At 62.1% G+C, this 26,199-nt stretch carries 26 protein-coding genes; 17 read left to right on the forward strand and 9 right to left on the reverse strand.

Going from position 1 to position 26,199, the window contains the following annotated elements:
• On the forward strand, window positions 1–84 hold an 84-nt coding region (locus BHC62_RS28920), incomplete at its 5' end, for a hypothetical protein (protein ID WP_239688360.1).
• Between the two features lie 135 nt (window positions 85–219).
• Here BHC62_RS28920 and BHC62_RS10185 read toward each other — a convergent pair.
• A complete protein-coding gene (locus BHC62_RS10185; RefSeq protein ID WP_057441906.1) occupies window positions 220–519 on the reverse strand; it encodes a putative quinol monooxygenase in 300 nt (99 codons plus the stop codon).
• An 83-nt stretch (window positions 520–602) separates the two neighbouring features.
• The gene (locus BHC62_RS10190) at window positions 603–1,613 is read right to left on the reverse strand and encodes a zinc-binding alcohol dehydrogenase family protein (protein ID WP_029295136.1); all 1,011 of its coding nucleotides are present in this window, start codon (window positions 1,611–1,613) and stop codon (window positions 603–605) included.
• A 112-nt stretch (window positions 1,614–1,725) separates the two neighbouring features.
• On the opposite strand from BHC62_RS10190, the gene BHC62_RS10195 reads away from it, so the two are divergent.
• Together BHC62_RS10195 and BHC62_RS10200 are read left to right on the forward strand one after the other, a co-directional pair.
• A complete protein-coding gene (locus BHC62_RS10195) occupies window positions 1,726–2,616 on the forward strand; it encodes a LysR family transcriptional regulator (protein ID WP_070994943.1) in 891 nt (296 codons plus the stop codon).
• 36 nt (window positions 2,617–2,652) lie between these two features.
• On the forward strand, window positions 2,653–3,141 hold the full coding sequence (locus BHC62_RS10200; protein WP_029295134.1) for a DUF1289 domain-containing protein: 489 nt from the start codon (window positions 2,653–2,655) through the stop codon (window positions 3,139–3,141).
• Window positions 3,142–3,229: 88 nt separating this feature from the next.
• On the opposite strand, the gene mdeB is transcribed toward BHC62_RS10200, so the two are convergent.
• Entirely contained in the window at window positions 3,230–5,908 is a 2,679-nt protein-coding gene (gene mdeB, locus BHC62_RS10205) for an alpha-ketoglutarate dehydrogenase (protein ID WP_070994944.1), read from the reverse strand.
• A 192-nt stretch (window positions 5,909–6,100) separates the two neighbouring features.
• Between mdeB and BHC62_RS10210 the strand changes: the two genes are divergently transcribed.
• Window positions 6,101–7,039 carry a class I SAM-dependent methyltransferase gene (locus tag BHC62_RS10210; RefSeq protein ID WP_070994945.1) on the forward strand — a complete coding sequence of 313 codons (939 nt, stop codon included), beginning with the start codon at window positions 6,101–6,103 and terminating at the stop codon, window positions 7,037–7,039.
• A 150-nt stretch (window positions 7,040–7,189) separates the two neighbouring features.
• A complete protein-coding gene (gene pcsA, locus BHC62_RS10215) occupies window positions 7,190–7,912 on the forward strand; it encodes a phosphatidylcholine synthase (protein WP_029295130.1) in 723 nt (240 codons plus the stop codon).
• A 140-nt stretch (window positions 7,913–8,052) separates the two neighbouring features.
• Here the strand turns inward: pcsA and BHC62_RS10220 are convergent, their stop codons facing one another.
• The gene (locus BHC62_RS10220) at window positions 8,053–8,838 is read right to left on the reverse strand and encodes a sulfite exporter TauE/SafE family protein (protein ID WP_029295128.1); all 786 of its coding nucleotides are present in this window, start codon (window positions 8,836–8,838) and stop codon (window positions 8,053–8,055) included.
• Window positions 8,839–9,041: 203 nt separating this feature from the next.
• Between BHC62_RS10220 and BHC62_RS10225 the strand changes: the two genes are divergently transcribed.
• From BHC62_RS10225 to BHC62_RS10250, 6 genes are all read left to right on the forward strand, one after another.
• On the forward strand, window positions 9,042–9,563 hold the full coding sequence (locus tag BHC62_RS10225; RefSeq protein ID WP_029295127.1) for a DUF3455 domain-containing protein: 522 nt from the start codon (window positions 9,042–9,044) through the stop codon (window positions 9,561–9,563).
• A gap of 90 nt (window positions 9,564–9,653) precedes the next feature.
• The gene (locus tag BHC62_RS10230) at window positions 9,654–10,193 is read left to right on the forward strand and encodes a sigma-70 family RNA polymerase sigma factor (RefSeq protein WP_070994946.1); all 540 of its coding nucleotides are present in this window, start codon (window positions 9,654–9,656) and stop codon (window positions 10,191–10,193) included.
• Complete coding sequence (locus BHC62_RS10235) at window positions 10,190–10,882, forward strand: anti-sigma factor domain-containing protein (protein WP_070994947.1); 693 nt, start codon at window positions 10,190–10,192, stop codon at window positions 10,880–10,882. Before BHC62_RS10230 ends, BHC62_RS10235 begins: the two co-directional genes overlap by 4 nt.
• Window positions 10,883–10,966: 84 nt before the next feature.
• Window positions 10,967–11,524 (forward strand): UPF0149 family protein, encoded by a 558-nt coding sequence (locus BHC62_RS10240; RefSeq protein WP_070994948.1) that lies wholly within the window; start codon window positions 10,967–10,969, stop codon window positions 11,522–11,524.
• Window positions 11,525–11,626: 102 nt separating this feature from the next.
• Window positions 11,627–12,883, forward strand: coding sequence for a 3-phosphoshikimate 1-carboxyvinyltransferase (locus tag BHC62_RS10245; RefSeq protein ID WP_070994949.1), 1,257 nt, complete (start codon window positions 11,627–11,629; stop codon window positions 12,881–12,883).
• A 32-nt stretch (window positions 12,884–12,915) separates the two neighbouring features.
• Window positions 12,916–13,305, forward strand: a complete 390-nt coding sequence (locus tag BHC62_RS10250; RefSeq protein ID WP_070994950.1) for a hypothetical protein — start codon at window positions 12,916–12,918, stop codon at window positions 13,303–13,305.
• A gap of 43 nt (window positions 13,306–13,348) precedes the next feature.
• Here BHC62_RS10250 and BHC62_RS10255 read toward each other — a convergent pair whose 3' ends face one another.
• The 3 genes from BHC62_RS10255 to BHC62_RS10265 form a co-directional block, all read right to left on the reverse strand.
• Window positions 13,349–13,570, reverse strand: coding sequence for a hypothetical protein (locus BHC62_RS10255; RefSeq protein WP_029295115.1), 222 nt, complete (start codon window positions 13,568–13,570; stop codon window positions 13,349–13,351).
• A 183-nt stretch (window positions 13,571–13,753) separates the two neighbouring features.
• Entirely contained in the window at window positions 13,754–14,434 is a 681-nt protein-coding gene (locus BHC62_RS10260) for a GNAT family N-acetyltransferase (RefSeq protein ID WP_070994951.1), read from the reverse strand.
• A 28-nt stretch (window positions 14,435–14,462) separates the two neighbouring features.
• The gene (locus tag BHC62_RS10265) at window positions 14,463–15,368 is read right to left on the reverse strand and encodes a LysR family transcriptional regulator (RefSeq protein ID WP_070994952.1); all 906 of its coding nucleotides are present in this window, start codon (window positions 15,366–15,368) and stop codon (window positions 14,463–14,465) included.
• Between the two features lie 119 nt (window positions 15,369–15,487).
• On the opposite strand from BHC62_RS10265, the gene BHC62_RS10270 reads away from it, so the two are divergent.
• The 6 genes from BHC62_RS10270 to BHC62_RS10295 all read left to right on the forward strand — a co-directional run bounded on the left by BHC62_RS10270 (window position 15,488) and on the right by BHC62_RS10295 (window position 23,482).
• Window positions 15,488–16,708, forward strand: a complete 1,221-nt coding sequence (locus BHC62_RS10270; protein WP_070994953.1) for an MFS transporter — start codon at window positions 15,488–15,490, stop codon at window positions 16,706–16,708.
• A 54-nt stretch (window positions 16,709–16,762) separates the two neighbouring features.
• Window positions 16,763–17,473, forward strand: a complete 711-nt coding sequence (locus BHC62_RS10275) for a FadR/GntR family transcriptional regulator (RefSeq protein ID WP_029295107.1) — start codon at window positions 16,763–16,765, stop codon at window positions 17,471–17,473.
• Window positions 17,474–17,583: 110 nt separating this feature from the next.
• Entirely contained in the window at window positions 17,584–18,777 is a 1,194-nt protein-coding gene (gene lhgO / locus BHC62_RS10280; protein ID WP_029295105.1) for an L-2-hydroxyglutarate oxidase, read from the forward strand.
• Window positions 18,778–18,949: 172 nt separating this feature from the next.
• Entirely contained in the window at window positions 18,950–20,278 is a 1,329-nt protein-coding gene (locus tag BHC62_RS10285) for an MFS transporter (RefSeq protein ID WP_029295104.1), read from the forward strand.
• Between the two features lie 80 nt (window positions 20,279–20,358).
• Entirely contained in the window at window positions 20,359–21,210 is an 852-nt protein-coding gene (locus tag BHC62_RS10290) for a CAP domain-containing protein (RefSeq protein WP_029295102.1), read from the forward strand.
• Window positions 21,211–21,295: 85 nt separating this feature from the next.
• On the forward strand, window positions 21,296–23,482 hold the full coding sequence (locus BHC62_RS10295; RefSeq protein ID WP_070994954.1) for a response regulator: 2,187 nt from the start codon (window positions 21,296–21,298) through the stop codon (window positions 23,480–23,482).
• Between the two features lie 2 nt (window positions 23,483–23,484).
• On the opposite strand, the gene BHC62_RS10300 is transcribed toward BHC62_RS10295, so the two are convergent.
• Window positions 23,485–24,612, reverse strand: coding sequence for a diguanylate cyclase (locus BHC62_RS10300; protein WP_070994955.1), 1,128 nt, complete (start codon window positions 24,610–24,612; stop codon window positions 23,485–23,487).
• Window positions 24,613–24,770: 158 nt separating this feature from the next.
• Window positions 24,771–26,171, reverse strand: coding sequence for an amino acid permease (locus tag BHC62_RS10305; protein WP_029295096.1), 1,401 nt, complete (start codon window positions 26,169–26,171; stop codon window positions 24,771–24,773).
• Between the last annotated feature and the right edge of the window lie 28 nt (window positions 26,172–26,199).

Raw genomic sequence — 26,199 nt, forward strand, 5'->3', positions numbered from 1 at the left:
ATCATGGACTTGAAGAAAGAGAAGAACTTCTTCGAGACCCGCGTGATCGAGTATCAGACTGGCGGGGCGTTGAGCTGGGATTGATCGCCCCACACTTTTTGTAGGAGCGAGCTTGCTCGCGAAGATCGTCAACGATAACCCAGGCCCCCCGGATAAACGCGGCGCCTAGGCGTTTTTCGCGAGCAAGCTTGCTCCTACAATCAGTTGCGGTGTACGGCCTCAGTTGGACACTTGCTCAAGGAAGATCAGTTTCAGCGGTTCCTGGAGCAAGTCGTCTGCCGTGGCGGCAAAGCGCTGGAAGTACGGCATCGCAAAATGCGCATCGAGGGCCGCCTGGTTCTTGAACGCTTCACGCATATAGAACGTGCCGGGCTCGTCACGCAGTTCGAACAGCACGTAGTCCAGGTTGCCTGGCTCGGTGCGGGTCGGTTCTACCAAGGCCAGCAGGCCGGCCTTGAGCGCTTGTTCCTGGCCCGGTTTGGCCTTGAGTACGGCGATGGATATCAACGGTTTGGTCATGCTGGCGACTCCATTGGTAGGTTGGCTGGCGCAGCCGGCAAGCATTACGCACAGCGATAAGCCCAGGGCTTTGATCAGGGTGTTCATTGGAAATCTTCAAGCACAATCTTGCCCCGCGCCTTGCCGCTTTCCACCAGGGCATGGGCGCTGCGCATGTTGGCCGCGTTGATCGCACCAAAATGCGCGCCGAGGGTGGTGTGCAACACCCCCTGGTCAATCAGTTGGGCCACGCGGTTGAGCAGATGGTGTTGCTGGATCATGTCCGCCGTTTCAAACAGCGAGCGGGTGAACATCAGTTCCCAGTGCAAGGACAGGGATTTGAGCTTGAGTGGCATGACATCCAGGCTGGCCGGATCGTCGATCAACCCCAGCCGCCCTTGGGGGCGCAGCACTTCTACCAGTTGCGGCAGATACTCCTCGGTGTGGGTGAGGCTGGCGACATGGCTGACCCCATCAACCCCCAGTGCCTTGAGCTGGGCGAGCATGGGCCGGCGATGGTCGATCACGTGATGGGCTCCCATGCGCTGGACCCACTCGATGGTCTCGGGCCGCGAGGCGGTGCCGATCACGGTCATGCGGGTGAGTTGGCGGGCCAGTTGCACCAGGATCGAACCCACCCCACCAGCGGCACCGACCACCAACAGCACCTCGCCCTCGCCGCCGCCTTCGGTCACTCCAAGGCGATCGAACAGCAACTCCCAGGCAGTGATCGAAGTCAGCGGCAAGGCGGCGGCGTGGGCCGCATCCACTGTGCGCGGCCGGTGACCGACGATGCGCTCATCAACCACCTGGAACTCGCTGTAGCTGCCGGAACGGATCAAGGAGCCTGCGTAGTACACCGCGTCGCCCGGTTTGAACAGGGTGACGTCGGCGCCCACCTGGCGCACGATGCCCGCCGCATCCCAACCGAGGATTTTCGGCTCCTTGGCGAAAGTGCCGGCGCGCACCTTGGTATCGACCGGGTTGACCGCCACGGCCTGCACTTCTACCAGCAGGTCCCGGGGGCCTGGCTGGGGAGCATCGATGTTCACGTCGATCAGCGAGCGCGGGTCGTCAATGGGCAGGCCATGTTGGGTAAAGGAGATTGCTTTCATGGGAACTCACGGTTGATGAGGGGCGATGGCCCTCGATGGCTTATATCTTTACCGTTCCCAGCGCGAAGAAAAATCGACAAAATGCAGCAACACTTTCATCCCTGGAGTGAAAATGATCCGCATCGATGATCTTGGGCTGTTCCTGCGCAGCGCCGCCCTGGGCAGCTTCACCGCCGCCGCGGTTGAGGCCAATCTGTTGCCGGGGCAAGTCGCCGCAGCCATCAAGCGCCTGGAGCGGGAACTGCAGGTGCGCCTGTTTACCCGCACCACCCGCAGCCTGCGGTTGAGTGCCGAGGGCGAACAGTACCTGCCCACCGCCCGTGGCGTGCTGGAGCAGTTGGCCCTGGGCCGCGAACGCTTGCGCGGCGATGACGCGCCGCTGCAGGGCACATTGCAGGTCGCCGCGCCTTCGGACCTGGGGCGCAATATCCTGCTGCCGATGCTCACCGAGTTCCGCCGCCTACACCCTGAGCTGACCTTGCGCTTACTGGTATCGGATCAGGTCACCAACCTGTTTCGCGACCCGGTGGACGTGGCCCTGCGCTATGGCTGGAACGAGGATGCCAACTACATCGCCCTGCCCTTGGCGCCCTGGAATCGCCGGGTGCTGGTGGCATCGCCCGATTACGTGGCGCGCCACGGTGCCCCCGCATCGGTCAACGACCTGACCCGCCACCCATGCCTGCTGTACCTGCAAAACGGCCGTCTGCATGACCGCTGGGAACTGGGTGAGCAGACCGTGCAGGTTGCCGGCCCCTTGTTCAGTGACGACGCCGACGTGGTGCGGCGCTGGGCGGTGGCGGGTGAAGGCATCGCCTACAAATGCTGGCTGGACGTGTACGCCGATGTGCAGGCCGAGCGTTTGGTGGTGCTGTTGCCCGAGGTTCCCGGTGATGTGTACCCCTTGAGTTTCGCCTGCCCCCACCGTGGGCAGATGTCACGGGCAGTCACCCAGTTGTATCAGTGGTTGAACCAGCAGTTCAGCGCCCTGGAGCGCCGATGAACCCTTTTGTCGTGGATTAGGAAAGACGCGGTTTTTATGCCAAATCAAACCATCAAGACGCCGTGCGTCGGCCTGTGCTCCACCGTGTATGGCGACCTGGTGTGCCGTGGCTGCAAGCGTTATCACCATGAAGTCATTCAGTGGAACGGTTATAGCGCCGAGGAAAAACAAGCGGTCTGGCTACGCCTCGAACAGTTGCTGGTGCAGGTCATGGCCAGCAAGCTGCAAGTGCTGGATGCCCCGCGCCTGCGCCAGCAGTTGGAAGCGCGCAAGATCCGCTTTATGCCGCACCAGTCACCTTACTGCTGGGCCTATCAGTTGATTGCCCGCGGTGCGCGGGTGATTTCCAGGCTCGATGCCTATGGCCTGGCGCTGCTGCCGGAGTTTCGTGAGCGGCACCTGGCTGATTTGCGTGATGCGATTGATCGGGAGTTTTTCCTGCTATCGGAGGCGCATTACCAGCGCTACATCGCGCCGCAGTTTTTGCATGAGGCATTTGGGCCGGCGTTGATTGCCACGCTCTAGAACACACCGAAAAACCCTGTGGGAGCTGGCTTGTGTGGGAGCTGGCTTGCCAGCTCCCACACAAGCCCGCTCCTACAGTGAGTCCTCGTCAGTGGGTCCAGGACCCCCCGCGCTCGGTGTGCAGGCCGTAGCGGTCGATGGCCTGCTGGCACACCTGCGCCTGCAGGCTGCCTTGTTCCACCAGGGCCGCCAGCGCGGCAAGGACGATGTGGTGGCGGTCTACCTCAAAGAAGTCGCGTAACGCCGCACGGGTGTCGCTACGCCCGAACCCATCAGTCCCCAGCACGGTATAGCTCGACCCCAGGTACGAGCCGATCATCTGTGGCACTGCGCGCACGTAGTCCGACACCGCAACCACTGGCGCGCCTGGTGGCAGGCAGGTCGCCAGGTGGCTGTGCCGTGGGCTTTGCAGCGGATGCAGGCGATTGTAGCGCTCCACCTCCCGCGCTTCGCGGGCCAGTTCGCTGAAGCTGGTCACGCTGAACACCTCGCTGTCGATCTGCCAATCGTCAGCCAGTAACTGCGCGGCAGCCTGGGCCTCGCGCACCAGGGTGCCCGAGCCGAGCAGCCGCACCTTGGCGCCGGCATGGCCGTCGAGGCGGTACATGCCCTTGATGATCGCGGCTTCAACGCCCGCCGGCAGGCTCGGCTGCGGGTAGTTTTCGTTCATCAGGGTCACGTAGTAGAACTCGTCGACGTCGTGCTCAAGCATCTGGCGCATGCCGTGGTCGAGAATCACCGCAAACTCGCCGGCGAATGCCGGGTCGTAGGCGCGGCAGTTGGGCACGGTCGCAGCCATCAAGTGGCTGCTGCCGTCCTGGTGCTGCAAGCCCTCGCCGCCCAAGGTGGTACGCCCCGCCGTGGCACCGAGCAGAAAGCCACGGGCGCGCTGGTCGGCGGCAGCCCAGATCAGGTCGCCCACGCGCTGGAAACCGAACATCGAGTAGTAGATGTAGAACGGCAGCATGCGCAAGCCATGCACCGAATAACTGGTGGCCGCCGCGACCCAGGAGCTGATCGCGCTGGCCTCGCTGATGCCTTCTTCCAGAATTTGCCCGTCGGTGGCTTCGCGATAGCTGAGGATCGAACCGATATCTTCCGGCTCGTAGCGCTGGCCGACGCTGGAATAAATACCGATCTGCTTGAACAGGTTGGCCATGCCAAACGTGCGCGCCTCGTCGGCGACAATCGGTACGATCCGCGGGCCCAGGGCCTTGTCCTTGAGCAGGTTGCTGAGCATGCGCACAAAGGCCATGGTGGTGGACATTTCCTTGCCTTCGGCCTGGGTGGCGAAACCGGCGTAGCCACTCACGGGCGGAACGGGTACCGGCTCGGCGCTCTGGCTGCGGCTGGGCACATAGCCGCCGAGGGCAGCACGGCGCTGGTGCAGGTAGCGCATCTCCAGGCTGTCGGCGGCGGGTTTGTAGAAGCTCAGGGATTCGGTCTGCTCGTCGGTCAAGGGCAACTGGAAGCGGTTGCGAAAGCCGATCAACGCCTCGCGGTCGAGTTTTTTCTGCTGGTGGGTGGTCATCTTGCCCTGGCCGGCCTCGCCCATGCCGAAGCCTTTCTTGGTCTGGGCCAGGATCACCGTGGGGCGTCCCTTGACCCGCCGCGCAGCATGGTAGGCGGCATGGATTTTCAGCATGTCGTGGCCGCCGCGCTTGAGGCGGTCGATCTGCTCATCACTCAAGCCCGCCGCCAGCTTGGCCAGGGATTCACTCTGGCCGAAGAAATGCTCACGGTTGTAGGCACCGTCCTTGGCGGCAAAGGTCTGGAACTGCCCGTCCACGGTCTGGGACAAGGTGCGCACCAACGCACCGTCTTCATCCTTGGCCAGCAAGGCGTCCCAGTCCGAACCCCAGACCAGCTTGATCACGTTCCAGCCGGCACCGGCAAACAATGCTTCCAGTTCGTCGATGATTCGCCCGTTGCCGCGCACCGGGCCATCGAGGCGTTGCAGGTTGCAGTTGACCACCCAGGTCAGGTTGTCCAGGCCTTCGCGAGCGGCCAGGGTCAGGGCCGACATGCTTTCCGGCTCGTCCATCTCGCCATCGCCAAACACGCCCCAGACGTGCCGGTCGGTGGTGTCCTGCAAGCCGCGATGGTGCAGGTAGCGCATAAAGCGCGCCTGGAAAATCGAGCTGATCGGGCCGATGCCCATGGAGCCGGTGGGGAACTGCCAGAAGTCCGGCATCAACCACGGGTGCGGATAGCTGGACAGGCCACGGGCGCCCGCCTTGACGGCGCCCAGTTCCTGGCGGTAATGGGCCAGGTCCTGCTCGCTCAAGCGGCCTTCAAGAAACGCCCGCGCGTAGATGCCGGGCGCGGAATGCGGCTGGTAGAACACCAGGTCGCCGCCCTCGTTGTTGTGGCGCGCACGGAAGAAATGGTTGAAGCCCACTTCGAACAGGTCCGCCGCGCTGGCATAGCTGGCGATATGGCCGCCCAGTTCGCCATAAGCCTGATTGGCCCGCACCACCATGGCCAGGGCATTCCAGCGAACCAGCGAGGCCAGGCGTTCTTCGGTGGCCAGGTCGCCAGGAAAGTGGGGCTGTTGATCCACGTCAATACTGTTGATGTACGGCGTTCCATGGCGCGGCTTCCAGCCGATGGCCGGGGTGTTGCCGGCGTCGGCCAGCATATCGAGGATCTCCCGCGCGCGCTCAGGACCGGCGTGGCGTACCAGGGATGCCAGGGCGTCGCGCCACTCGGTGAGCTCCTGCTGGTCAATGGCTGTTTGATTGACTGTCTTTACGAAACCGTTCATGGGCACCTCCGAGCTGTTTTTTCCAGTTTATGTCTGCCCAAAAGGATTTTTTGACTGTTCTGGATAGGTTGCCGGGCGATTTGCAGCACAAAATGCTTAAACACAGCCAATTAAAAGCACGTTGTGCTTCAACCACCTGAAACACCGCAATTGTGTTTAAAATGCCGCCCGTTTAATGATCGACGCTGCCCGATGACCCCTGACGCCCTCGCCCTGCTCCACACCCATTTGCTCGCCGCCCTGCGCGACGTACCTGCAGAAACCCGGCGCCTGTTCCACGGCCGGGGCCGCTGCTGGCCGGGCCTGGAACAACTGACTGTGGATTGGCTGCAAGGCGTGGTGCTGGTTGCTTTGTTCAAGGAGCCCGAAGCGGTGCAACTGGATGCCTTGCAGCAATTACTGCGCAAGCTCTGCACCAGCGACGAATGGCAGCAGGCCGGCGCCCACACCCTGGCGTTGCAACATCGCTATCTGCCGCAAAGCACCACCGAATGGTTGTGGGGGCAGATGGTCGAGGAGCTGACCATCACCGAAGGCGGCCTGCTGTATCGCATCGACCTGGGCAAAAAACAGAACAGCGGGCTGTTCCTGGATATGCGCTACGGCCGCAATTGGGTACGCGAACACGCCAGTGGCCTGCGGGTGCTGAACCTGTTTGCCTATACCTGCGGGTTTTCCGTGGCCGCCATCGAGGGCGGGGCCGAGCATGTGGTCAACCTGGATATGGCCCGTGGCGCACTGAGTCGGGGCCGCGACAATCACCGGCTCAATGGCCATGACCTGGGCAAGGTGAGTTTTCTGGGGCACGACTTGTTCAAGTCCTGGGCCAAGGTCACCGGCAACGGTCCCTATGACTTGGTGATCATCGATCCGCCGTCCTTCCAGAAAGGCAGCTTCCTGCTGACCAAGGACTATCAGCGCGTACTGCGCCGCCTGCCAGATTTGCTGACGCCCCAGGGCACAGTATTGGCCTGCATGAACGACCCGGCGTTTGGCGAAGACTTCCTGATCGAAGGCGTGACCCGCGAAGCGCCGGGGCTGCGCTTTGAGCAGCGCCTGGCAAACCCGCCGGAATTTCCCGATATCGACCCGCAAAGCGGCTTGAAGGCCCTGGTGTTCCGTCAGGGCTGATGCCGAATCCGTCAACGCTTGCTACGCTAAACCTAACGCCGTGGTGGTGAACCTTATCCCCACCTTTCCGGTCGATACCTGCATCCCTTGGCCAGATTCGACGCTCAATCGCCGTCGGCTGCCGTGTTTCACCTTTTGGAGAACGCCCCTGTGATATCGACCCTGCATGTAGCCAGACTCAAAGCCTGGGGCGCCCATGGTTTTACCGCCACCGGCGTGGTGCTGGCCTTCCTCGCGACGCTGGCGCTGCTGGAGAACCAACCCAAGGCCTGCCTGCTGTGGCTGGGCCTGGCATTGATTGTGGATGGCGTGGATGGGTCGCTGGCGCGACGGGTCAATGTGCAGACCGTGCTGCCAAGCTTTGATGGCTCGGTGCTGGACCTGGTGATCGACTACCTGACGTATGTGTTTATCCCGGCGCTGTTTATCTACCGCTACATCGACCTGCCGGACTTCACCCACCTGTTCACCGTCTCGGTGATCCTGGTGTCGTCGCTGTTCTGCTTCTGCAACGTCAACATGAAGAGCAAGGACAACTACTTCCAGGGCTTCCCCGCGGCCTGGAACGTGGTGGCGCTGTGTGTCTACATCATTGACCCGGACGCCTGGATCACCCTGGCCACGGTGATTGGCCTGGCGCTGCTGACAGTGACCCCGATGAAGTTCCTGCACCCATTCCGGGTCAAGCGCTTTATGCCGATCAACATTGCGGTGACCACGGTGTGGCTGCTGTGCAGCCTGTTGCTGGTGATCGACCAGCCGTATACCAACAAGCTGACCATGGGCCTGTGGTTGTTGATGTCGGCGTATTTCCTGGGGATTTGTATCTGGCGCACGGCGGTGGAGTGGTTGGATAAATCGCGTAAGGCATAAGGCTTATCGTGGCGAGCGGACTTGTTGTGGGAAGCGGGCTTGTTGTGGCGAGCGGGCTTGCCCCGCGCTGGGCTGCGCAGCAGCCCCTCTCCACAAAAGCACCACAGCCACAACGGCACCACTGCCACAGCATGCCGCAGTCAGAACGCCAGCTTGAAACCAATCAACCCCAGCATCACCGCCAGGCACGGGCGCAACAGTTCATCCGGCACCCGGCCTGACATATGGCTGCCAACGTAGATCCCCGGCAGCGACCCCATCAGCAAGAACCCCAACAAATGCCAGTCCATGTTACCCATGCTCGCATGCCCTAGGCCTGCGACCAGGGTCAGCGGTACGGCGTGGGCGATTTCGGTGCCCACCAGGCGCTTGGTGGCCAGGAACGGATACAGGATAAACAACGCCACGGTGCCCAGCGCGCCGGCACCGATGGAGGTCAGGGCGACCATGGTGCCGAGGATCGCGCCAGTGAAGACTGTCAGCCCGTTGAGGTTGCGCGGGCTCATATGGTAGTTGTCGCCCGCATGGTGCTGGGCAAAGGCCAACAGTTTTTTCTTGAACAGAATCGCCAGGGCCGTGAGCAGCAGTACCACGCCCAGGGCCTGCTTGATCACCTCGTTCATCGCGCTGGGGTCGGTGTGCAGACTCTTGAGGAACCACAGCGTCAACAATACTGCCGGCACGCTGCCCAGGGTCAGCCAGCCGGTGATGGTCCAGTCGATGTTCTTGTTCTTGCCATGCACCAGCACCCCACCGGACTTGGTGATGGCCGCATACAGCAAGTCGGTGCCCACCGCCGTGGCGGGGTTGATGCCGAACCACAACAGGATCGGGGTCATGAGCGACCCGCCACCCACGCCGGTCATGCCGACGATAAAACCAACGATCAGGCCTGCCACTACAAAACCAAAATTACCCACATCCATTACAACTACCTGCGGCCTTATAAAATTCTGGCGGCAGCATAGCGATTTTTCTTATAACGACTTATATCAATACGATCTGACTTTATTCCTTTTACGTCTCAGGGATTTATTTGTCGCGCCGTGCATCCAGTCAGCCGTGCGGTGAGTAGTACAGGTAGTAGCCATAACGCTGCTCTGTTGTTCACCCCTACGGAGAGACACCGATGAACACTAAACCCCTGCTCTGCCTGACCTGCCTGCTGCTCGCGGCGCCCGCGGCCTTTGCCCAGACCAGCCTGCCCGACAGCATCAAGGTGCCGGACGGCCACAAGGTGACCATGGAAACCACCGGTGTCGGCGAAATCACCTACGAGTGCCGCGACAAGGCCAACGCTGCCGGCCAGACCGAATGGGTCTTCGTCGGCCCCAAGGCAGTGCTCAATGATCGCAGCGGCAAGCAGGTCGGCACCTACTTCGGCCCGCCCGCCACCTGGCAGGCCAAGGACGGTTCGAAAGTCACCGGCACGCAATTGGCCGTGGCGCCGTCCAGCGCGGGCAACCTGCCCTATCAACTGGTCAAGGCCAACCCGGCCGAAGGCAAGGGTGCAATGAGCGGGGTCAGCTATATCCAGCGCGTCGCGCTCAAGGGTGGCGTGGCGCCAAGTGCCGAATGCAGTACCGCCAACAAAGGCCAGCAAGAAGTGGTGAAGTACCAGGCGGATTACATCTTCTGGGCGGCCAAATGATGCGCCTGGCAAAAAAAGTCGTCTAAGCTGCTGCGCTAGCACCCCGGCCAATCGCGGCCGGGGCTTGACCCTCAAAGGCGGCCACAATCCTTGCCCGAACCTCTCTTTGACTATGAAGCCTGCCTGTTGGCCTGCGCCCGCGGCGAACAGCAAGCCTTGCGTCAGTTGTACGAACAGGATTGCGCCCGGCTGCTCGGCGTGGCCAAGCGCATTGCGCGGGATACGGCCCTGGCGGAGGACATCGTGCATGAGGCGTTTATCAATATCTGGAACGGCGCCGGCGGTTTCGACCCGCGTAGGGGTTCGGCCCGTGGCTGGGTGTATAGCGTGACCCGGCATCTGGCGCTCAACGTCATGCGCAAAAAGGGCCGCGAAGTTGCGCTCAGTGATGAGCATGAACAGACCTTGGCGGCTGACCCCAGCACCGAGCATTTCGAATACCGTGCCCGTAGCGGCAAGGTTTATCAGTGCCTGGAACACCTGGAACCGTCGCGTCGCAGTTGCATCCTGCATGCGTATGTCGACGGCCTGTCCCACAGTGAAATCGCACAGAAACTGGGCACCCCGCTGGGGACTGTCAAAGCCTGGATCAAACGCAGCCTCGCGGCATTGCGTGAGTGCATGGCATGACCCCCGAAGAATTGAACGACCTGGCCGGCGAATACGTACTGGGCACCCTGGCGGCCGAGCAACGCCTGCACGTGCAGCAACGCCTGGAACACGATGCGCCCTTGCGCGCGGCGGTGGAGGCCTGGGAACAGCGCTTGTTGCCGCTGACCGAGCTGGCCGAGCCGGTGGCGACTTCACCCTACCTGTGGCGGCGCATTGAACGCAGCCTGGGCCATCACGCTGTGGGCGACACGCCGCCGGTGCCCTGGTGGAACCTGCTCGCGCTGTGGCGTGGCCTGGCCGGTGCCGGCTTGCTGGCCAGTTTGGTGCTGGCATCGCTGCTGCTGACCCGCCCCGCCGCCATCAACCCGACGGCCTACGTGGTGGTGCTGACGGCGCCACAAAGCCAGGCCCCAGGCTGGGTAATCCAGGCCAGCAACGATCAGCAAATCCAGTTGATCCCCCTGGGCGTCGTGCAGATACCGGCGGACAAGGCACTGGAGTTCTGGACCAAGGGTGATGACTGGCAAGGCCCGGTTTCCCTCGGGCTGGTCAAGCCGGGGCAGAGCCTGTCGATCCCCCTGGACAAGCTGCCGCCGCTGGCGCCAAACCAACTGTTCGAGATGACCCTGGAAGGCCCCAATGGCTCGCCGACCGGTAAGCCAACCGGGCCGATCCAGGCGATTGGGCGGGCGGTGAAGGTGATCTAGCACTGGATTAAAACGCCGACTCGCGCCATCCTCCGCGTTTTACGCCGCCTTATCTGCGGCGCTTGACGCTCAAAGGATATTTTCATGCACGACCCAGCCCTCGCCCCTGCCGATTTCGAGTTCATCGAAGACATTCTGCTCAAGTACGGCGACGACAACTCGGTACTGAACCTGGCCGAGTTCGATGGCTACTTCACCGCCCTGGTGTCCGGCCCGGCGCCGGTGGATGTTGCCATCTGGTTCCCGGCCATCTGGGGCGACCAGATCCCGGCATGGGAAAGCAAGGCCGAACTGGAGCAGTTCATCGACCTGTGCACACGTCATCTCACTGGCATCGCCCAGCAGTTGGCCAGTGATGCCCAGGGCTTTCAGGCGCGCTTCGAACAAACCGAACACCAGGGCCTGCCGCTAACCCTCGCCGAGGAATGGTGCTTTGGCTATATCCGTGGCGCCGCGATCAGCCAATGGCCAGCCCTGCCGACCGAGCAGGCAGCGCAGTTGGAAGCCATCTCCTGGTGCGCCGAGCAGGACAACTTCCAATTGCCGGCCGACCTGGATGTGGCCGCCCATCAACAACAGGTGGCCCGCATCGAACCGGCGGCCAGGGCCTTGCATGCCTATTGGTTGAGCCTGCGCGGTTAAACCTGCGCCATGATTTGACCCTAGCGTGCCGGATGGTCGATTATTCGTCTCCGCCAGCCGGCCACTCCCAGCCACCGCGCCTTGAATCAGGAGCCTTGTACCTTGAGTTCGCAGAAAACCGTGACCGTGACACCGCCCAACTTTCCATTGCACGGCAAGGTAGCGCCTCCCGGCTCCAAATCCATTACCAACCGCGCCCTGCTGCTGGCAGCCCTGGCCAAGGGCACCAGCCGCCTGAGCGGCGCGTTGAAAAGCGATGACACCCGGCATATGTCCGTGGCCTTGCGCCAGATGGGCGTGACCATCGATGAGCCGGATGACGTGACCTTTGTTGTCACCGGCCATGGCAAGCTGCAGTTGCCGGCGCAACCGCTGTTCCTCGGCAACGCCGGCACCGCGATGCGCTTTCTCACAGCCGCCGTGGCGACCGTGGAAGGCACCGTGGTACTGGACGGCGACGAGTACATGCAAAAGCGCCCCATCGGCCCGCTACTGACGACCCTGAACCACAATGGCATCAAGGTTGAAAGCCCCACCGGCTGCCCGCCTGTGACCGTGCACGGCACTGGCCGCGTGCAGGCCAAGCGCTTCGAGATCGATGGCGGCCTGTCCAGCCAATACGTCTCGGCATTGCTGATGCTTGCCGCCTGTGGCGAAGCGCCGATCGAAGTGGCGTTGACCGGCAAAGACATCGGTGCCCGTGGTTACGTCGACCTGACCCTGGATTGCATGCGCGCCTTTGGCGCCCAGGTGGACGTGGTCAACGACAGCACCTGGCGCGTGGCCCCTACCGGCTACATCGCCCATGATTACCTGATCGAACCCGACGCGTCTGCCGCCACCTACTTGTGGGCTGCCGAAGTGCTGACCGGGGGCAGCATCGACCTGGGCGTCGCCGCACAGGATTTCACCCAGCCCGACGCCAAGGCCCAGGCCGTGATCGCGCAATTCCCGCAGATGCCGGCCACGGTGGTCGGCTCGCAGATGCAGGACGCCATCCCGACCCTGGCGGTGCTGGCGGCGTTCAACAACACCCCGGTGCGCTTCACCGAACTGGCCAACCTGCGCGTCAAGGAATGCGACCGCGTCCAGGCCCTGCATGACGGCCTCAACGAGATCCGCCCAGGCCTGGCGACCATTATCGGTGATGACTTGCTGGTGGCCAGCGATCCAGCGCTGGCGGGCACGGCCTGCACCGCGCTGATCGACACCCACGCCGACCACCGCATCGCCATGTGCTTTGCCCTGGCGGGCCTGAAAGTCTCGGGCATCCGGATCCAGGACCCGGACTGCGTGGGCAAGACCTATCCTGAGTACTGGAACGCCCTGGGCAGCCTGGGCGTGCAACTGACCTACTGAGCCGTCAGCACCAGCGTGGGGAGGGAGTGATCATGACAATTCGCCAACCCTGCCCACCTGCTGTGTGTGATTGCGAGCGCGAGCAATTGCTCGATGCGCCCGGTACCGACCAGCGCATCCTGCAATTGACCCGCCAGGAAGAAAAAAAACTGCTCGAACGCCTGGAAAACCTGCAAAGCCTGGCAGACCTGGAACGCATGCAACACTTGATGCACCAGCAATTGGGCATCCGCGTGCACATCGCCCCAGGGCATACCGAAGTCAAAAGCATGCGCGGGATCCAGATCGTGATCGATGAACTGCCGGGGCTGTGCCGCAAGACGCGGCAGTCGATTCCGGCAGCGATTCGCAAAGGGCTGGAGAAACGGCCGGAGATTGCGTACCGGTTGCTCGATGCCCATGACTTGTTTCGAGAAAACTAGGCCTGCCACCGGATAAACCGGTGACGGGAGTCAAATGCATGATTTACCAAGTATAACTGCCGCCACCCGGCGTTTTAAATGTAAATGCATTTTGCTTGGCAGCGTCTTGCCCCTCGTTATTGTTCGCCGATTGCTCGTTTTCTAATTTGTGTTTTTGAACATTATCCAACGTCTCCAGCCTTGCATCGAATGCAGTGGGTTTTTGCTGTGAGGTATCGATGGTGGGGGCAAGTATTCCTGGGGTATTGGCGGAAATCGAAAACATGTTTTTCTCCATTGGTAATAGTTTCACCAACCTCGGCGGCATCTCTACTGCAGCTTGTGCGGGCTGGTCACCAGTAGTGGCCGATAAACAAAAACAGTTCCTATATATCCGGGCGCGCTCTGTTAATTGCCATTGAGTCCAGTGCCTACCGCAACTGAGGACATCTATGCAAAGAGCAGAAAGTTACTCCTGCCGGACTTGTACAAATAGTTGGGCCTTGCGGGTCATCTGGTCGAAATGCCGGTCGCGCTGTTTCTCGGCATCAATCATCGCGCGCTTGCCGTGTTTCTGTAGCAGGTAGGTGTGGATTTGCCGCACTTCCAGCGAGCTATAGATCGATGCCACATCCAACACGCCCATCAGGCCATCGGTGCTGTAGTCGCGTGTATTCATCAACACCTGAGTCCCGCGCACGCCGCGCACCTGGAAGCCCATGGATTCAAAGGCCGGGACTTTTTCCACGGTGCAGGTCAATTCGCCATGGGGGTAACGGCTGAGCATCTCATCCATCATCGCCCGCGCCACGCCCTGGCGGCGGTGGCTGGCATGCACGGCCATATAGGCCACGCCGCAGGCCTCGGGATCGTCCTTGACCGGCAGGTACAGCAAGAAGCCGACGACCTTGGCCGGATCCTGCTCATCCGTCGCCACAATCAGCTCGACCGCAATGCCCTTGGCCCCACCCAGCGCCTCCAGGTACAGGTGCACTTCGTAGCCGATTGCATATTGGTAGATGTTGTACAGCAGGTTGCTCGGCGGTAAGGCGACCGAGCTGATGTCGGTCAGGTAGTCGACCACCATCTGCAAGATCTGGCTGTTGACGGGCTCGGGGCATGGGCTGGTGTAGTGGGTAAGGGTGAACATCGAATTCCTGTTTCCTGGTATTTCGCAATCAAGGCAGCGGGGATTGTACCTGTTCTGCGCCGCACACCTGGCGCAAACAGCCGCGCAACCAACGATGCGCGAGGTCGGCATCCAGCCGTGGATGCCAGAGCATCGCCACGCTGAACGGCGGCACCTCGACCGGCAGGGCAAAGCTGAACAGGCCCTCACGCAGGCCGCTGGTATAGCGCTCGGGAACGCTGGCGATCAGGTCGGTCCGTTGCGCCAGGGCCACGGCCGTAGAGAACCCGGTGACGATAGTTGCCACGTCTCGCGTCAGGTCCAAGGCCTCAAGTGCGTGGTCGATCTGCCCACGTTCGCGCCCGCGCCGAGACACGTAGATATGCCGGCCGGCGGCGTAGCGCGTGGTGGTGATGGGGCCTTGGCTTAATGGGTGGCCGGCGCGCACCACACCGATAAAGCGGTCGCGAAACAGCAACTGGGTGAGGACTTCGGGGTGGGCGCTGCTATCGACGACGCCGGTTTCCAGGTCCACGCTGCTGTCGCGCAGCGGCGCACCGGGCTTATGCACAAAGTGCAGGCGCACGCCGGGTGCCTGCTCGGCCACATGGGCGATCAGCGCAGGACCGAAACTTTCGACGAACCCTTCGCTGGTGCGCAGCACGAAGGTCCGCACCAGGCCCTTGAGGTCCAGGACCTGCAGCGGACGCAGCAGCGCTTCGGCCTCCTGCACCAGTTGGCCGACCCGTTCGCGCAGTTCCAGGGCCCGGGGCGTCGGCACCAGGCCGCGTCCGGCACGCACCAGCAGCGGATCGCCGGTGGTTTCACGCAGCCGCGCCAACGCACGGCTCATGGCTGAGGGGCTCAGGCCCAGGCGTTGGGCGGCACGGGCGACGCTGCCTTCGGCCAACAGCACGTCCAGGGTGATCAGCAGGTTGAAGTCAGGCAGCGACACGGCGGCAATCCTTATCAGGCGTTTGACGCACACATAGAGTGCAACTGATGCGTCTTCCGCCATGTTAGGCGACAGCCTAGAGTGCGGGCAACGACCACGGTGCAGAACAAGGAAACCCCATGACATCCCCTCCCCCACGCGGCGCGCTCGCCGGTTTGTCGCTGTGCATGCTCCTGGCTTCGCTGGGCACCAGCATTGCCAATGTCGGCCTGCCGCAAATGGCCGAGACCTTTGCGGCAGGCTTTGCGGCGGTGCAGTGGGTGGTGCTGAGCTATTTGCTGGCAATCACCGCTGTGCTGGTGAGTGTCGGTCGCCTCGGGGATCGCTTCGGCCATCGCCGCCTGCTGTTGGCCGGCGTGCTGGTCTTCGCGGTGGCCTGTGCCCTATGCAGTGCCGCGCCCTCCCTTGGCGTGCTGGTCGCGGCGCGGGCGCTGCAAGGGTTTGGCGCGGCGATCATGCTGGCAATGACCATGGCACTGGTCGCGGCCACCGTCCCCAAAGCGCAGACCGGTCGCGTCATGGGTTTGCTGGGGACGCTGTCGGCGGTGGGCACTGGCCTGGGCCCGGCCATCGGCGGCGCACTGATTGCGGCGTCTGGCTGGCGTGCGCTGTTTCTGGTGATGCTGCCGTTGGCCGCCCTCGCCTTTGTGCTGGTGCAACGCACACAGGCCGACAGAGACCCGCAACCAGCAGGTGCGGGCCGCTTGAGTGTCTTCGCGACACTCCATGACCGGGCCCTGGGCGCCGGGCTGGGCATGAGTACGCTGGTGGCCGCGGTGATGATGACCACCCTGGTCGCCGGGCCGTTTTACTTGAGCCATGGCATAGGACTCGATCCCGCGCAGATGGGCCTGGCGATGGCGGTAGGGCCGTGTATCGCGGCGCTGGCGGGCATACCGGCCGGGCGCCTGACCGACCGCTGCGGCAGCTACGCCACCACGCTGGGCGGCCTGCTGTGCATGCTGGCCGGCTGCCTGGTGCTGGCGTTGATGCCTCTGGGCGTCACGGGTTACATCGGTGCGCTGGGGATTCTCACCTTGGGCTACGCGCAATTCCAGGCGGCCAACAACACGGCGGTAATGGGCAATGTGCCGGCGGATCGACGCGGGACGATTGCCGGCTGGCTGAACCTGTCGCGCAACCTGGGCTTGATTGTCGGCGCGTGGGCGCTGGGAGCGGTGTTTGCCTGGGGCATGGGCGATGTCCATGCGGCGCTGCCTGCCGCGGTTGGCCGAGGGTTTCGCCTAGCGTTCTGGGTCGCCTCGGGGCTGGTCGCACTGGCTCTGCTGCTGGCCTGCGCGCGCCGGGTAAAAACGCTGCAGGCCAGCACAGCGCCTTGACAAGGGAAAATCGTAACAGCTATTGTCTGACAACCTGATCACCTAGGTTTTGCCATGCTTGAGCTCCAGCGTCCAGATTCCCTCGTCGTGCGTGTAGTCAGCGCCATACGGGCCGAGATTGACTCCGGACAACTGGCGCCCGAGTCGCGCCTGCCGACCGAGCAGCAACTGGCCGAACAGTTGAATGTCAGCCGTTCGGTGGTGCGCGAAGCGATTGCCCAGCTCAAGGCCGATGGCGTACTGACCGCCAGGCGTGGCCTGGGCTCGTTTATTTCGCAGACCCCGGCCGGTACGGTGTTCCGCTTTCCAGAAAAGAACGGCCGGCGCCCTGACCTCGCGCAAATGTTCGAAGTGCGCTTGTGGATCGAAACCCAGGCAGCCTCCATTGCCGCCCAACGCCGTGACGCGGGCGACCTGCAGCGCATGAAGCGGGCCCTGCAGGAAATGCACGACAAGCGCGCAGACTTTGAAGCCGCCGCCCTCGCCGACGTGGAGTTTCACCGCGCCATCGCCGACGCCAGCAAAAACGAATACTTCGTCGCCTTCCACGACTTTTTGCGCAGCCAGTTGGCCAGCGCGCGCAAGACCGCCTGGGAAAACTCGGCCTCGCGCTTTGCCAGCGGCTCGGCCGATGCCACCCAGGAGCACCAGGCGCTGTACCAGGCCATTGTCGACGCCGACCCTCAAGGCGCCGCCGCTGCCGCCGAAGCGCATTTGCGTGCTGCCGCCAAACGCCTGCAACTGGAGCTGCCCGCGACCCACTGATCGCCCCATACCGATAAAGCGTGCCTGCGGGCGCGCCGTTTTTTTAACAAAAACATTAGTCTGACAACCTGATAAGCAGACTGAAATGTATTGATTTAGGTAGCCCCCACATGATTTATGACTTTTGCATCATCGGCGGCGGCATTGTCGGCCTGGCCACCGCGATGGAGCTGCTCAAGCGCCAGCCCAACGCATCACTGGTGATCCTGGAAAAGGAACCGGTGCTGGCCAAGCACCAGACCGGCCATAACAGCGGCGTGATCCATGCCGGCATCTACTACGCACCCGGCAGCCTCAAGGCCGACCTGTGCAAGCGCGGCGCCGAGGCCACCAAACAGTTCTGCCGCGAACATGGGATCAAGTTCGAGGTGTGCGGCAAGTTACTGGTGGCCTCCACGGCCCTGGAAGTGCAGCGCATGGAAGCGCTGTATGCGCGCTCGCAACTCAACGGGATGAAAGTCGAACGCCTGGACGCCGAGCAACTGCGCGCCCGCGAGCCGAATATCGTCGGCCTGGGCGGGTTGTTCCTCGATGCCACCGGGATCGTCGACTACCGCCAGGTCTGCGAAACCATGGCCGAAGTGATTCGTCGCAAGGGCGGTGAGATCTGCCTGGAAAAAACCGTCACCGCGATTGCCGAAGACACCGACAAAGTCACCGTCAACACCCTCGATGGCGCCTGGCAGGCACGGCACTTGGTGGTGTGCGCCGGCCTGCAATCGGACCGCCTGGCGACCCTGGCCGGGATTGATATCGACCACCAGATCATCCCGTTCCGTGGCGAGTATTTCCGCTTGCCGGCGTCGAAGAACAACATCGTCAACCACTTGATCTACCCGATCCCCGACCCTGAGCTGCCGTTCCTGGGGGTGCACCTGACCCGCATGATCGATGGCAGCGTCACCGTCGGCCCCAATGCCGTATTGGGCCTGGGTCGGGAAAACTACAAGAAGTTTTCCGTCAACTGGAAGGATGTGGCCGAGTACGCGCGCTTCCCCGGCTTCTGGAAAACCATCTGGCAGAACCTCGGCTCCGGCAGCGTGGAAATGAAGAACTCGTTGTTCAAGTCCGGCTACCTGGAGCAGTGCCGCAAGTATTGCCCATCCCTGGAACTCGACGATCTGCTGCCCTACGAAGCCGGGATCCGCGCCCAGGCGGTGATGCGTGACGGCACTTTGGTACACGACTTTCTGTTCGCCCAGACGCCGCGCATGTTGCACGTGTGCAACGCGCCGTCACCGGCGGCCACCTCTGCCATTCCGATTGGCGAAATGATCGCCGACCGCATGTTCACCCCCAACTGAATACCCCCTGTGGGAGCTGTCTCGCCCCGCGAGGCTGCGATGACGGCGGCACAGGCAAGAAAAATATCGCCTGACCCACCGCTATCGCAGCCTCGCCAAGGCTCGACAGCTCCCACAGTTGAACGCGTTCGCAACACCCTAATAAATATAATGACTGAGAAGGAAGTACAGCATGACGGCAAAAGCCCATAACCCCGCCACGGTGGAAACCCCGGCACAAACGAAGAAACGCCTGCGCAAGGTCGCTGCCGCCACCATCTTCGGCTCGATGCTGGAGTGGTATGACTTCTACCTCTACGCGACCATGGCGGCGATTGTCTTTTCAAAGATCTTCTTTGATAACAGTGACCCGAAGACCGCGACCCTGATGGCGTTTTCCACCTTCGCCATCGGTTTTATCGCCCGCCCCTTCGGCGGCATTCTGTTCGGCTACCTGGGCGATAAGTTCGGCCGCAAACATGTGCTGGTGCTGACATTCTGCATGATGGGCGTGTGCACCACGCTGATCGGCCTGATCCCCAGCTACGCCTCGATTGGCATCTGGGCGCCGATCATTCTGGTGTTTATCCGCATCATCCAGGGCCTGGGCGCCGGCGCCGAGCTGTCGGGCGCGGCGGTCACTTCCTACGAGCATGCTTCAGAAGGCAAGCGCGGCAGCCAGGGTGCCTGGCCGGCGCTGGGCTTGAACCTCGGCCTGCTGCTGTCATCGCTGACCGTGTACCTGCTGACCATCAATGGCAATGAGTTCCTGCTGGCCGGTGGCTGGCGTATCCCGTTTATCTGCAGCATCGCCCTGGTGGGTGTGGGCCTGTGGGTACGTAACAGCATCCCGGAAACCCCGGAGTTCAAGGAGTTGAGCCAGGAGCCGGCCAAGGCCAAGGTCTCGCCGCTCAAGGCGCTGTTCAAGAACGACCTCAAGGGCCTGGCGGTGGTGTTCTTCGTGGCTATTGGCTACAACGCCCTGAGCTACATCTTCAAGACCTTCTCCCTGGCCTACCTCACCCAGTTCAAGGGTGTCGACGTGCATGTCACTTCGCTGTCGGTGACCATTGCCAGCCTGGTCGCCATTGTCGCCGTGCCGTGCTTCGGCTGGCTGTGTGACAAATGGAGCAGCAAATCGGTACTGGTGCTGGGCGGCGTGCTGTCGCTGCTGTTCGCCTACCCGTTCCTGGCGCTGCTGAACACCGGTGAAAGCCTGATGATCTACCTGGCCATCGGGATCGGCACCGGGATCCTCGCGCCGATGATGTTCGCCCCCCAAGGTTCGTTCCTCAGCCGCCAGTTCCCGACCCAGACTCGCTCTTCGGGCTTTGGTACCGGGCGTGAAATCGGTACGGCCATCGCCGGTGGCTTGGCGCCGCTGGGTGCCTTGTCGATGGTGGCCGCTTCGACCACGCACTCGACGGACGGTGTGGTGATCATCCTCGCTATCGCCTCGGTGCTGGTGGTGGTGTTTGCCCTGTGTGACCAGGGCCGCAAGCACTCGGCATTCAAGAACTGAGGGCAAAATGTTGCCCAAGGGGTGCATCTGCGCCCCTTGATCGCGCATCATGGGCACTTTCATGCTCAAGAGAAACGTCCATGCGCGTTCTGTCATTGATGATGGGTGTTACGACGCTGGCCGCCAGCCTGGTGTTTTGCGCCACGGCGTCGGCGAGCGAAGAGAGTCAATTGATCGACTCAATCAACCAGTACCGCAGCCAACTGCAACGCTGTGGCGACCAGGGTTCCCAGGAACTGCCGCCGCTGGCGGTCGACCCACGCCTGGTATTGCCGGTCAATAATGCCGGCGATTTGCAGCAGGACCTGGCCCAGGCGGCCTACCCGATGGTGAATGTCCAGGCGATCAGCCTGTCCGGGCCTCGCGACGCGCAATCGGCGATGAAAGCGGTGCGCGAGAGTTTCTGCCGCGTGGTGCTGGACCCGCAGTTCGTCGATATCGGCGTCAGCAACAATGGCCAGGACTGGCGCATTGTCCTCGCCCGTCCGCTGCTGAGCCGTGGCCTGGCCAGTTCCCAGGAGGCCGGCCCGCAACTGCTGGAGATGGTCAACGCCGCCCGCAAGCAACCGCGCCAATGTGGCGAGCAGGCTTTCGCCGCCACCACGCCACTGGCCTGGAACGCGCAACTGGCAAGCGCCGCCGACAGTCATGCACGCAACATGGCCAACCACAACTTCTTCGACCATCTGGACCGCGACGGCCGCACCCCGGGCGACCGCGCGGAGCTGGCTGGCTACGTGGCCCAGCAGGTCGGTGAAAATATTGCAGCGGGCCTGGATACGCCGCGCAAAGTGGTCGATGGCTGGCTCGCCAGCCCCGGGCACTGCGCCAACTTGATGAACCCGCAGTTTCGCGAATTGGGTGCCGCCTACGGGCTGGACCCGAAAAGCGACGCCGGGATTTACTGGACGGCACTTCTGGGCGTGCAGTAGCGCTGAACTGCCGGACATTGCCCGGGTCTGTTGTTTGATATTGCGGTGCCATATCGCAACGTGGGACGAACTAGGTGTTGAGTAGATGACAGACTGGCTACAAGGCTGCGGTGAAATGGCCGAACGGGTTCGCCGCCACGACTGGACCAACACGCCCCTGGGGCCGATGGACCAATGGCCGGATGTGCTCAAGACCACCGTGTCCTTGAGCCTGGCCTCCCACTTTCCCCAGGCGGTGGTGTGGGGCCCCGAGTTGACCACCCTGTACAACGACGCCTTCGTCCCGATCCTTGGTAGCAAACCCGATGCACTCGGCCAGCCCTTCAGTACCATCTGGCAGGAAGCCTGGAGCCAGATCAGCCCGATCGCCGATGCCGCATTTGCAGGCCACGCAACGTTTATCGAAGACTTCCCATTGATCGTCGAGCGTGGTGATGCGCCGGACCAGGCCTATTTCACGTTTTGCTACAGCCCGATCCGCGATGCCTGCGGCAACGTCGTGGGCATTCTCGATACCGTCACCGAAACTACCGGCTCGGTGTTCATGGCCCGCCGCCTCGCCGTGCTGGATGCGATCAGCAACGGTGTAGCCAATGCCACCGATCCTGCAGCGATCATGGCGGCCACCACACAGATACTGGCGACCCACCTGAACCTGTCCAACTGCGCCTATGCCGACATGGAGGCCGATGAAGACGGCTTTACCATTCGCGGCAACTGGGCTGCAGAAGGTTCGCCCAGCATTGTCGGGCACTACCGCCTGGCCGACTTCGGCCAATTGGCAGTCGAGCGCCTGCAGGCCGGTGAGCCGTTGATCATTAATGACAACCTGACGGAACTGACGCCCGAGGAAGCCGCGACCTTCCAGGCTCTGGGTGTGACGGCGACGATTTGCATGCCGCTGATCAAGTCCGGACGCTTGACCGCGCTGATGGCCATTCACGACCGCATGCCGCGCCGCTGGTCTTCCTACGACCTGGCGCTGCTGGGTGAGGTCACGGAGCGCTCCTGGGCGCATATCGAACGGGTGCGCGCCGATGCCATCGTCCGCGAGGGCTTGTCGGCACTGGCCGATTTGAATGCGACCCTGGAACAGCGGGTCGTGGAACGCACCACCCTGCTCAACCAGACTGAAGCGGCGTTGCGCCAGTCGCAGAAGCTTGAAGCCATCGGCCAGTTGACCGGTGGCGTGGCCCACGACTTCAACAACCTGCTGACGATCATCCGCTCGTCAGTCGACTTCCTGCGCATGCCCAACCTGCCCGAAGAACGCCGCCAGCGCTATATGAGCGCCGTGACCGATACCGTAGAGCGGGCCAGCAAGCTGACCAGCCAGTTGCTCGCCTTCGCCCGGCGCCAACCGCTGAACCCGCAAGTGTTCAATGTGGGCCAGCGCGTACAGAACATCGGCGACATGCTGGAGACGGTCACCGGCGCGCGAATCCATGTCAGCGTCCAATTGCCGGAACTGGCCTGTTACGTCTGCGCCGATTCCAGCCAATTTGAAACGGCCTTGATCAACATGGCCCTCAATGCCCGGGATGCGATGGACGGCCAGGGCACGCTGGTGCTGCGCCTGGACCGGGACCAGCCATTGCCGTGCATACGCGGGCATGGCGGGTCAGGCAAACCCTTCGTGGCAATCTCCCTGGCAGACACCGGCAGCGGGATTGCCCAGGCGACCTTTGAACGCATCTTCGAGCCGTTCTTTACCACCAAGGAGGTCGGCAAGGGCACCGGGCTGGGGCTGTCGCAGGTGTTCGGGTTCGCCAAGCAATCGGGGGGCAACGTGGATGTGGCCAGTGTGCTCGGCCAGGGCACCGTGTTTACGTTGTACCTGCCACAAGTGGAGCCCGAGTCGATCCTCGACAACACGGTCCAGGCACCACTGGAGCTGGATCCGGACGCCGCGCGGCGGCGCATCCTGATCGTGGAAGACAATCTGGAAGTAGGCCGCTTCGCCAACCAGATCCTGCAGGACCTGGGTTACCAGACCGTCTGGGCCACCCATGCCGAAGAAGCCCTGGAGATGATCGGCCCGGATGCCAGGGCCTTCGACGGGGTGTTTTCCGACGTGGTGATGCCGGGCATGGGGGGCGTGGCGCTGGCCCGTGAGCTGCGCCGACGCCGGCCCGACCTGCCGGTGATCCTGACGTCTGGCTACAGCGAGGAGCTGGCCAATTGTGGCTACGACGGCTTTGAGTTCTTGGCCAAACCCTACTCCGCCGACCAAATCTGCCGGGTGCTGGCCAAGATCATGGGCAAGGATTGAAGCTAGGACGCAACCGCCACCTGGTTGCGCCCCATGGCCTTGGCGCGGTACAGGGCTTTGTCAGCGGCATTCATCAAGTGCTGCAAGTCATCACCCGCAGCATAGTTCGGGGCTACGCCCAGGCTCGCACTCAATCCCTGTACCGGGTCGATGGTCAAGCGCGCAATGGCGCGGATCAACTGTTCGCCGATGTCCTGTGCCACTTCCAGGGTGGTATTGGGTAGCAGCACCGCAAACTCCTCGCCCCCCAGGCGACCGTAGATATCCGACTGGCGAAAGGACGCTCTGATCACCTGGCCAATCTGGCGCAACACCTGATCGCCGGCCTGGTGGCCGTAGGTGTCGTTGATCGCCTTGAAGTGATCCATGTCCAGCATCAACGCGCATAGCGGCTGGTGAGTGCGCTTGCATTGGTCATAGAGCACCTGGGCATTTTCGAAGAACGCGCGGCGGTTCATCAAACCGGTGAGTTCATCGGTCTGGGCGGCGCGCGTTGAAATACTGTGGGCGCGCTCTATTTCGCGGGTCAGACGAAACGCCGTCTCCAGGGCCTCGGACAATTTACGCGACGCCCCCACGACAAATGACGAGAACACCAGCACGGCAACAGCCATGCCCATCTGCATCTTGGAGGGTTGAAACAACAGCCACAGGGTGCACGGCAACAGCACCAGGGCCATGGACACTATGGTCATGTAACGGTAGGCCGAGTAGCACGACACCGCGCTGACCGACATTCCCACGGCAAAGAGCATGACCAGGGCCTGGGTCAGCCGGTCATCGGCGGGCATCACGGCAAAGGCCCCTGCCCCCCAGATCCCGGCCGACAGCACCAGGGTGATCCAGTAATGACGCTCCCAGCGCTGGGGCGTGCGCTCGCTGCGGGGGCTGCGAAAATACTGGAGGAACATCGACACACGCAGGAGCGACGAGCCTGCCAGCAATACCAGCCAACCGATCATCAGGCGGGGATCAAGCCGGTCCCAACACAGCCAGCACAGCATGCCCGCGGCCAGATAACTGCCAAAAACCGCAGAGAATGATTGGCTAAACAACTGACGCAGGCGATCAGTGCGCACCTGCTCTTCGATGAAAAAATCCTGGTCCTGCTCACGCCCAAGGCCATTCATTTGGTTCGCCTGATCCTAGTGCTGCGACAAAATGGCATTGTGGCACCCTGCCAGCACTCAGGACAGCGAAATTCGTTGCAGGTACGCGGTAAAAGCCCGAGTTAAAGCCATCGGGCTACCACAGGAGGCGGCTTGCTGGCGATCGCTGCAGCAGGTCCTTACAAGGAGTGCGACAAGGACCAGCGTTTTTTGAACGTCGAGAGCTGATAGGCAATCGCCAGCCAGATAAACCACCCCGGCATGACACACAGTGCCAATCGGGTATCAGGACGCAGCGCCAGCAGGCACAGGACGAACCCAAGGAACGCCAGGGAAAACCACGCCATCGGCACGCCACCCGGCATCTTGTAGTGTGACGCGGCATGCAGGTCAGGGCGTTTCTTACGGTAGGCGATGTAGGACGCCAGGATGGTCGACCAGGTAAAAATCACCAGAATCGCGGACACGGTGGAAACGATGGTAAACGCTGTCATGACCTCCGGGACGATGAACAGCAGCAATACGCCCAGCAGCATCAGGAAAGTGGTAAACGCCAGACTGACAAACGGAACGCTATTTTTCGACAATCGCTTGAACACCCCTGGCGCGCTGCCCAGGTCCGCCAGGCCGAACAGCATGCGGCTGGCGGAAAACACCCCACTGTTGGCCGAGGACGCCGCCGAGGTCAGCACCACAAAGTTGACGATACCGGCGGCTGCCGGAAAGCCGGCGATCAGGAACAACTCCACAAACGGGCTCTTGGTCGGTGACACCGCCTGCCACGAGGTGACCGCGATAATGCACGCCAGGGCCAGCACATAAAACAGGATGATGCGCAGCGGAATCGAGTTGATGGCCTTGGGCAAGGTTTTTTCCGGCGAGCGCGTTTCCGCTGCCGCTGTGCCAATCAGCTCGGTGCCGGCAAAGGAAAAGATCGCCATCTGGAAGCCGGCGAAGAACCCGAGCAAGCCGTTGGGAAACACCGCCTGTTTATCCAGGAGGTTGCCCAGCGACGCCGTTACGCCCGTGGGGGAAACAAATGAACTGCCGATCAGCAACACACTCACACCGATCAGCGTCACAACCGCGATGAGCTTGATGATCGCAAACCAGAACTCAACCTCACCGAACAACTTTACGGTCAGCACGTTCAAGGCAAACAGCGTCAGCATCATGCCTATGGCCGGCAGCCAGGCCGGCACATTGGGGAACCAGTACTGGAAGAACCCGCCCACTACCACCGCGTCCCCGACCACCGCCACGCTCCAGCTCAACCAGTAGGACCAGCCAAGAAAAAACGCCGCGCGCGGCCCCAGGTACGCACCGGCAAAGTCCGCGAAGCTCTTGAAGTTCAGGTTGGATAACAGCAACTCGCCCATGGCCCGCATGACGAAATACACGAACAGGCCAATGATCATGTAGATCAGGATGATCGAGGTGCCAGACAAGGCAATGATCTTTCCCGAGCCCATGAACAGGCCCGTACCAATCGCGCCGCCCATGGCCATCAGTTGAATATGACGATTACTGAGGGTGCGTTGAAGCGCAGGCTTTTCCAGCCCGGGTGCAGATGTTTTCATCACAAAACCTCTTGCTCTTATGTTTTTG

This window comes from Pseudomonas sp. 06C 126 (genome assembly GCF_001855215.1).
Lineage (GTDB): Bacteria > Pseudomonadota > Gammaproteobacteria > Pseudomonadales > Pseudomonadaceae > Aquipseudomonas > Aquipseudomonas proteolytica.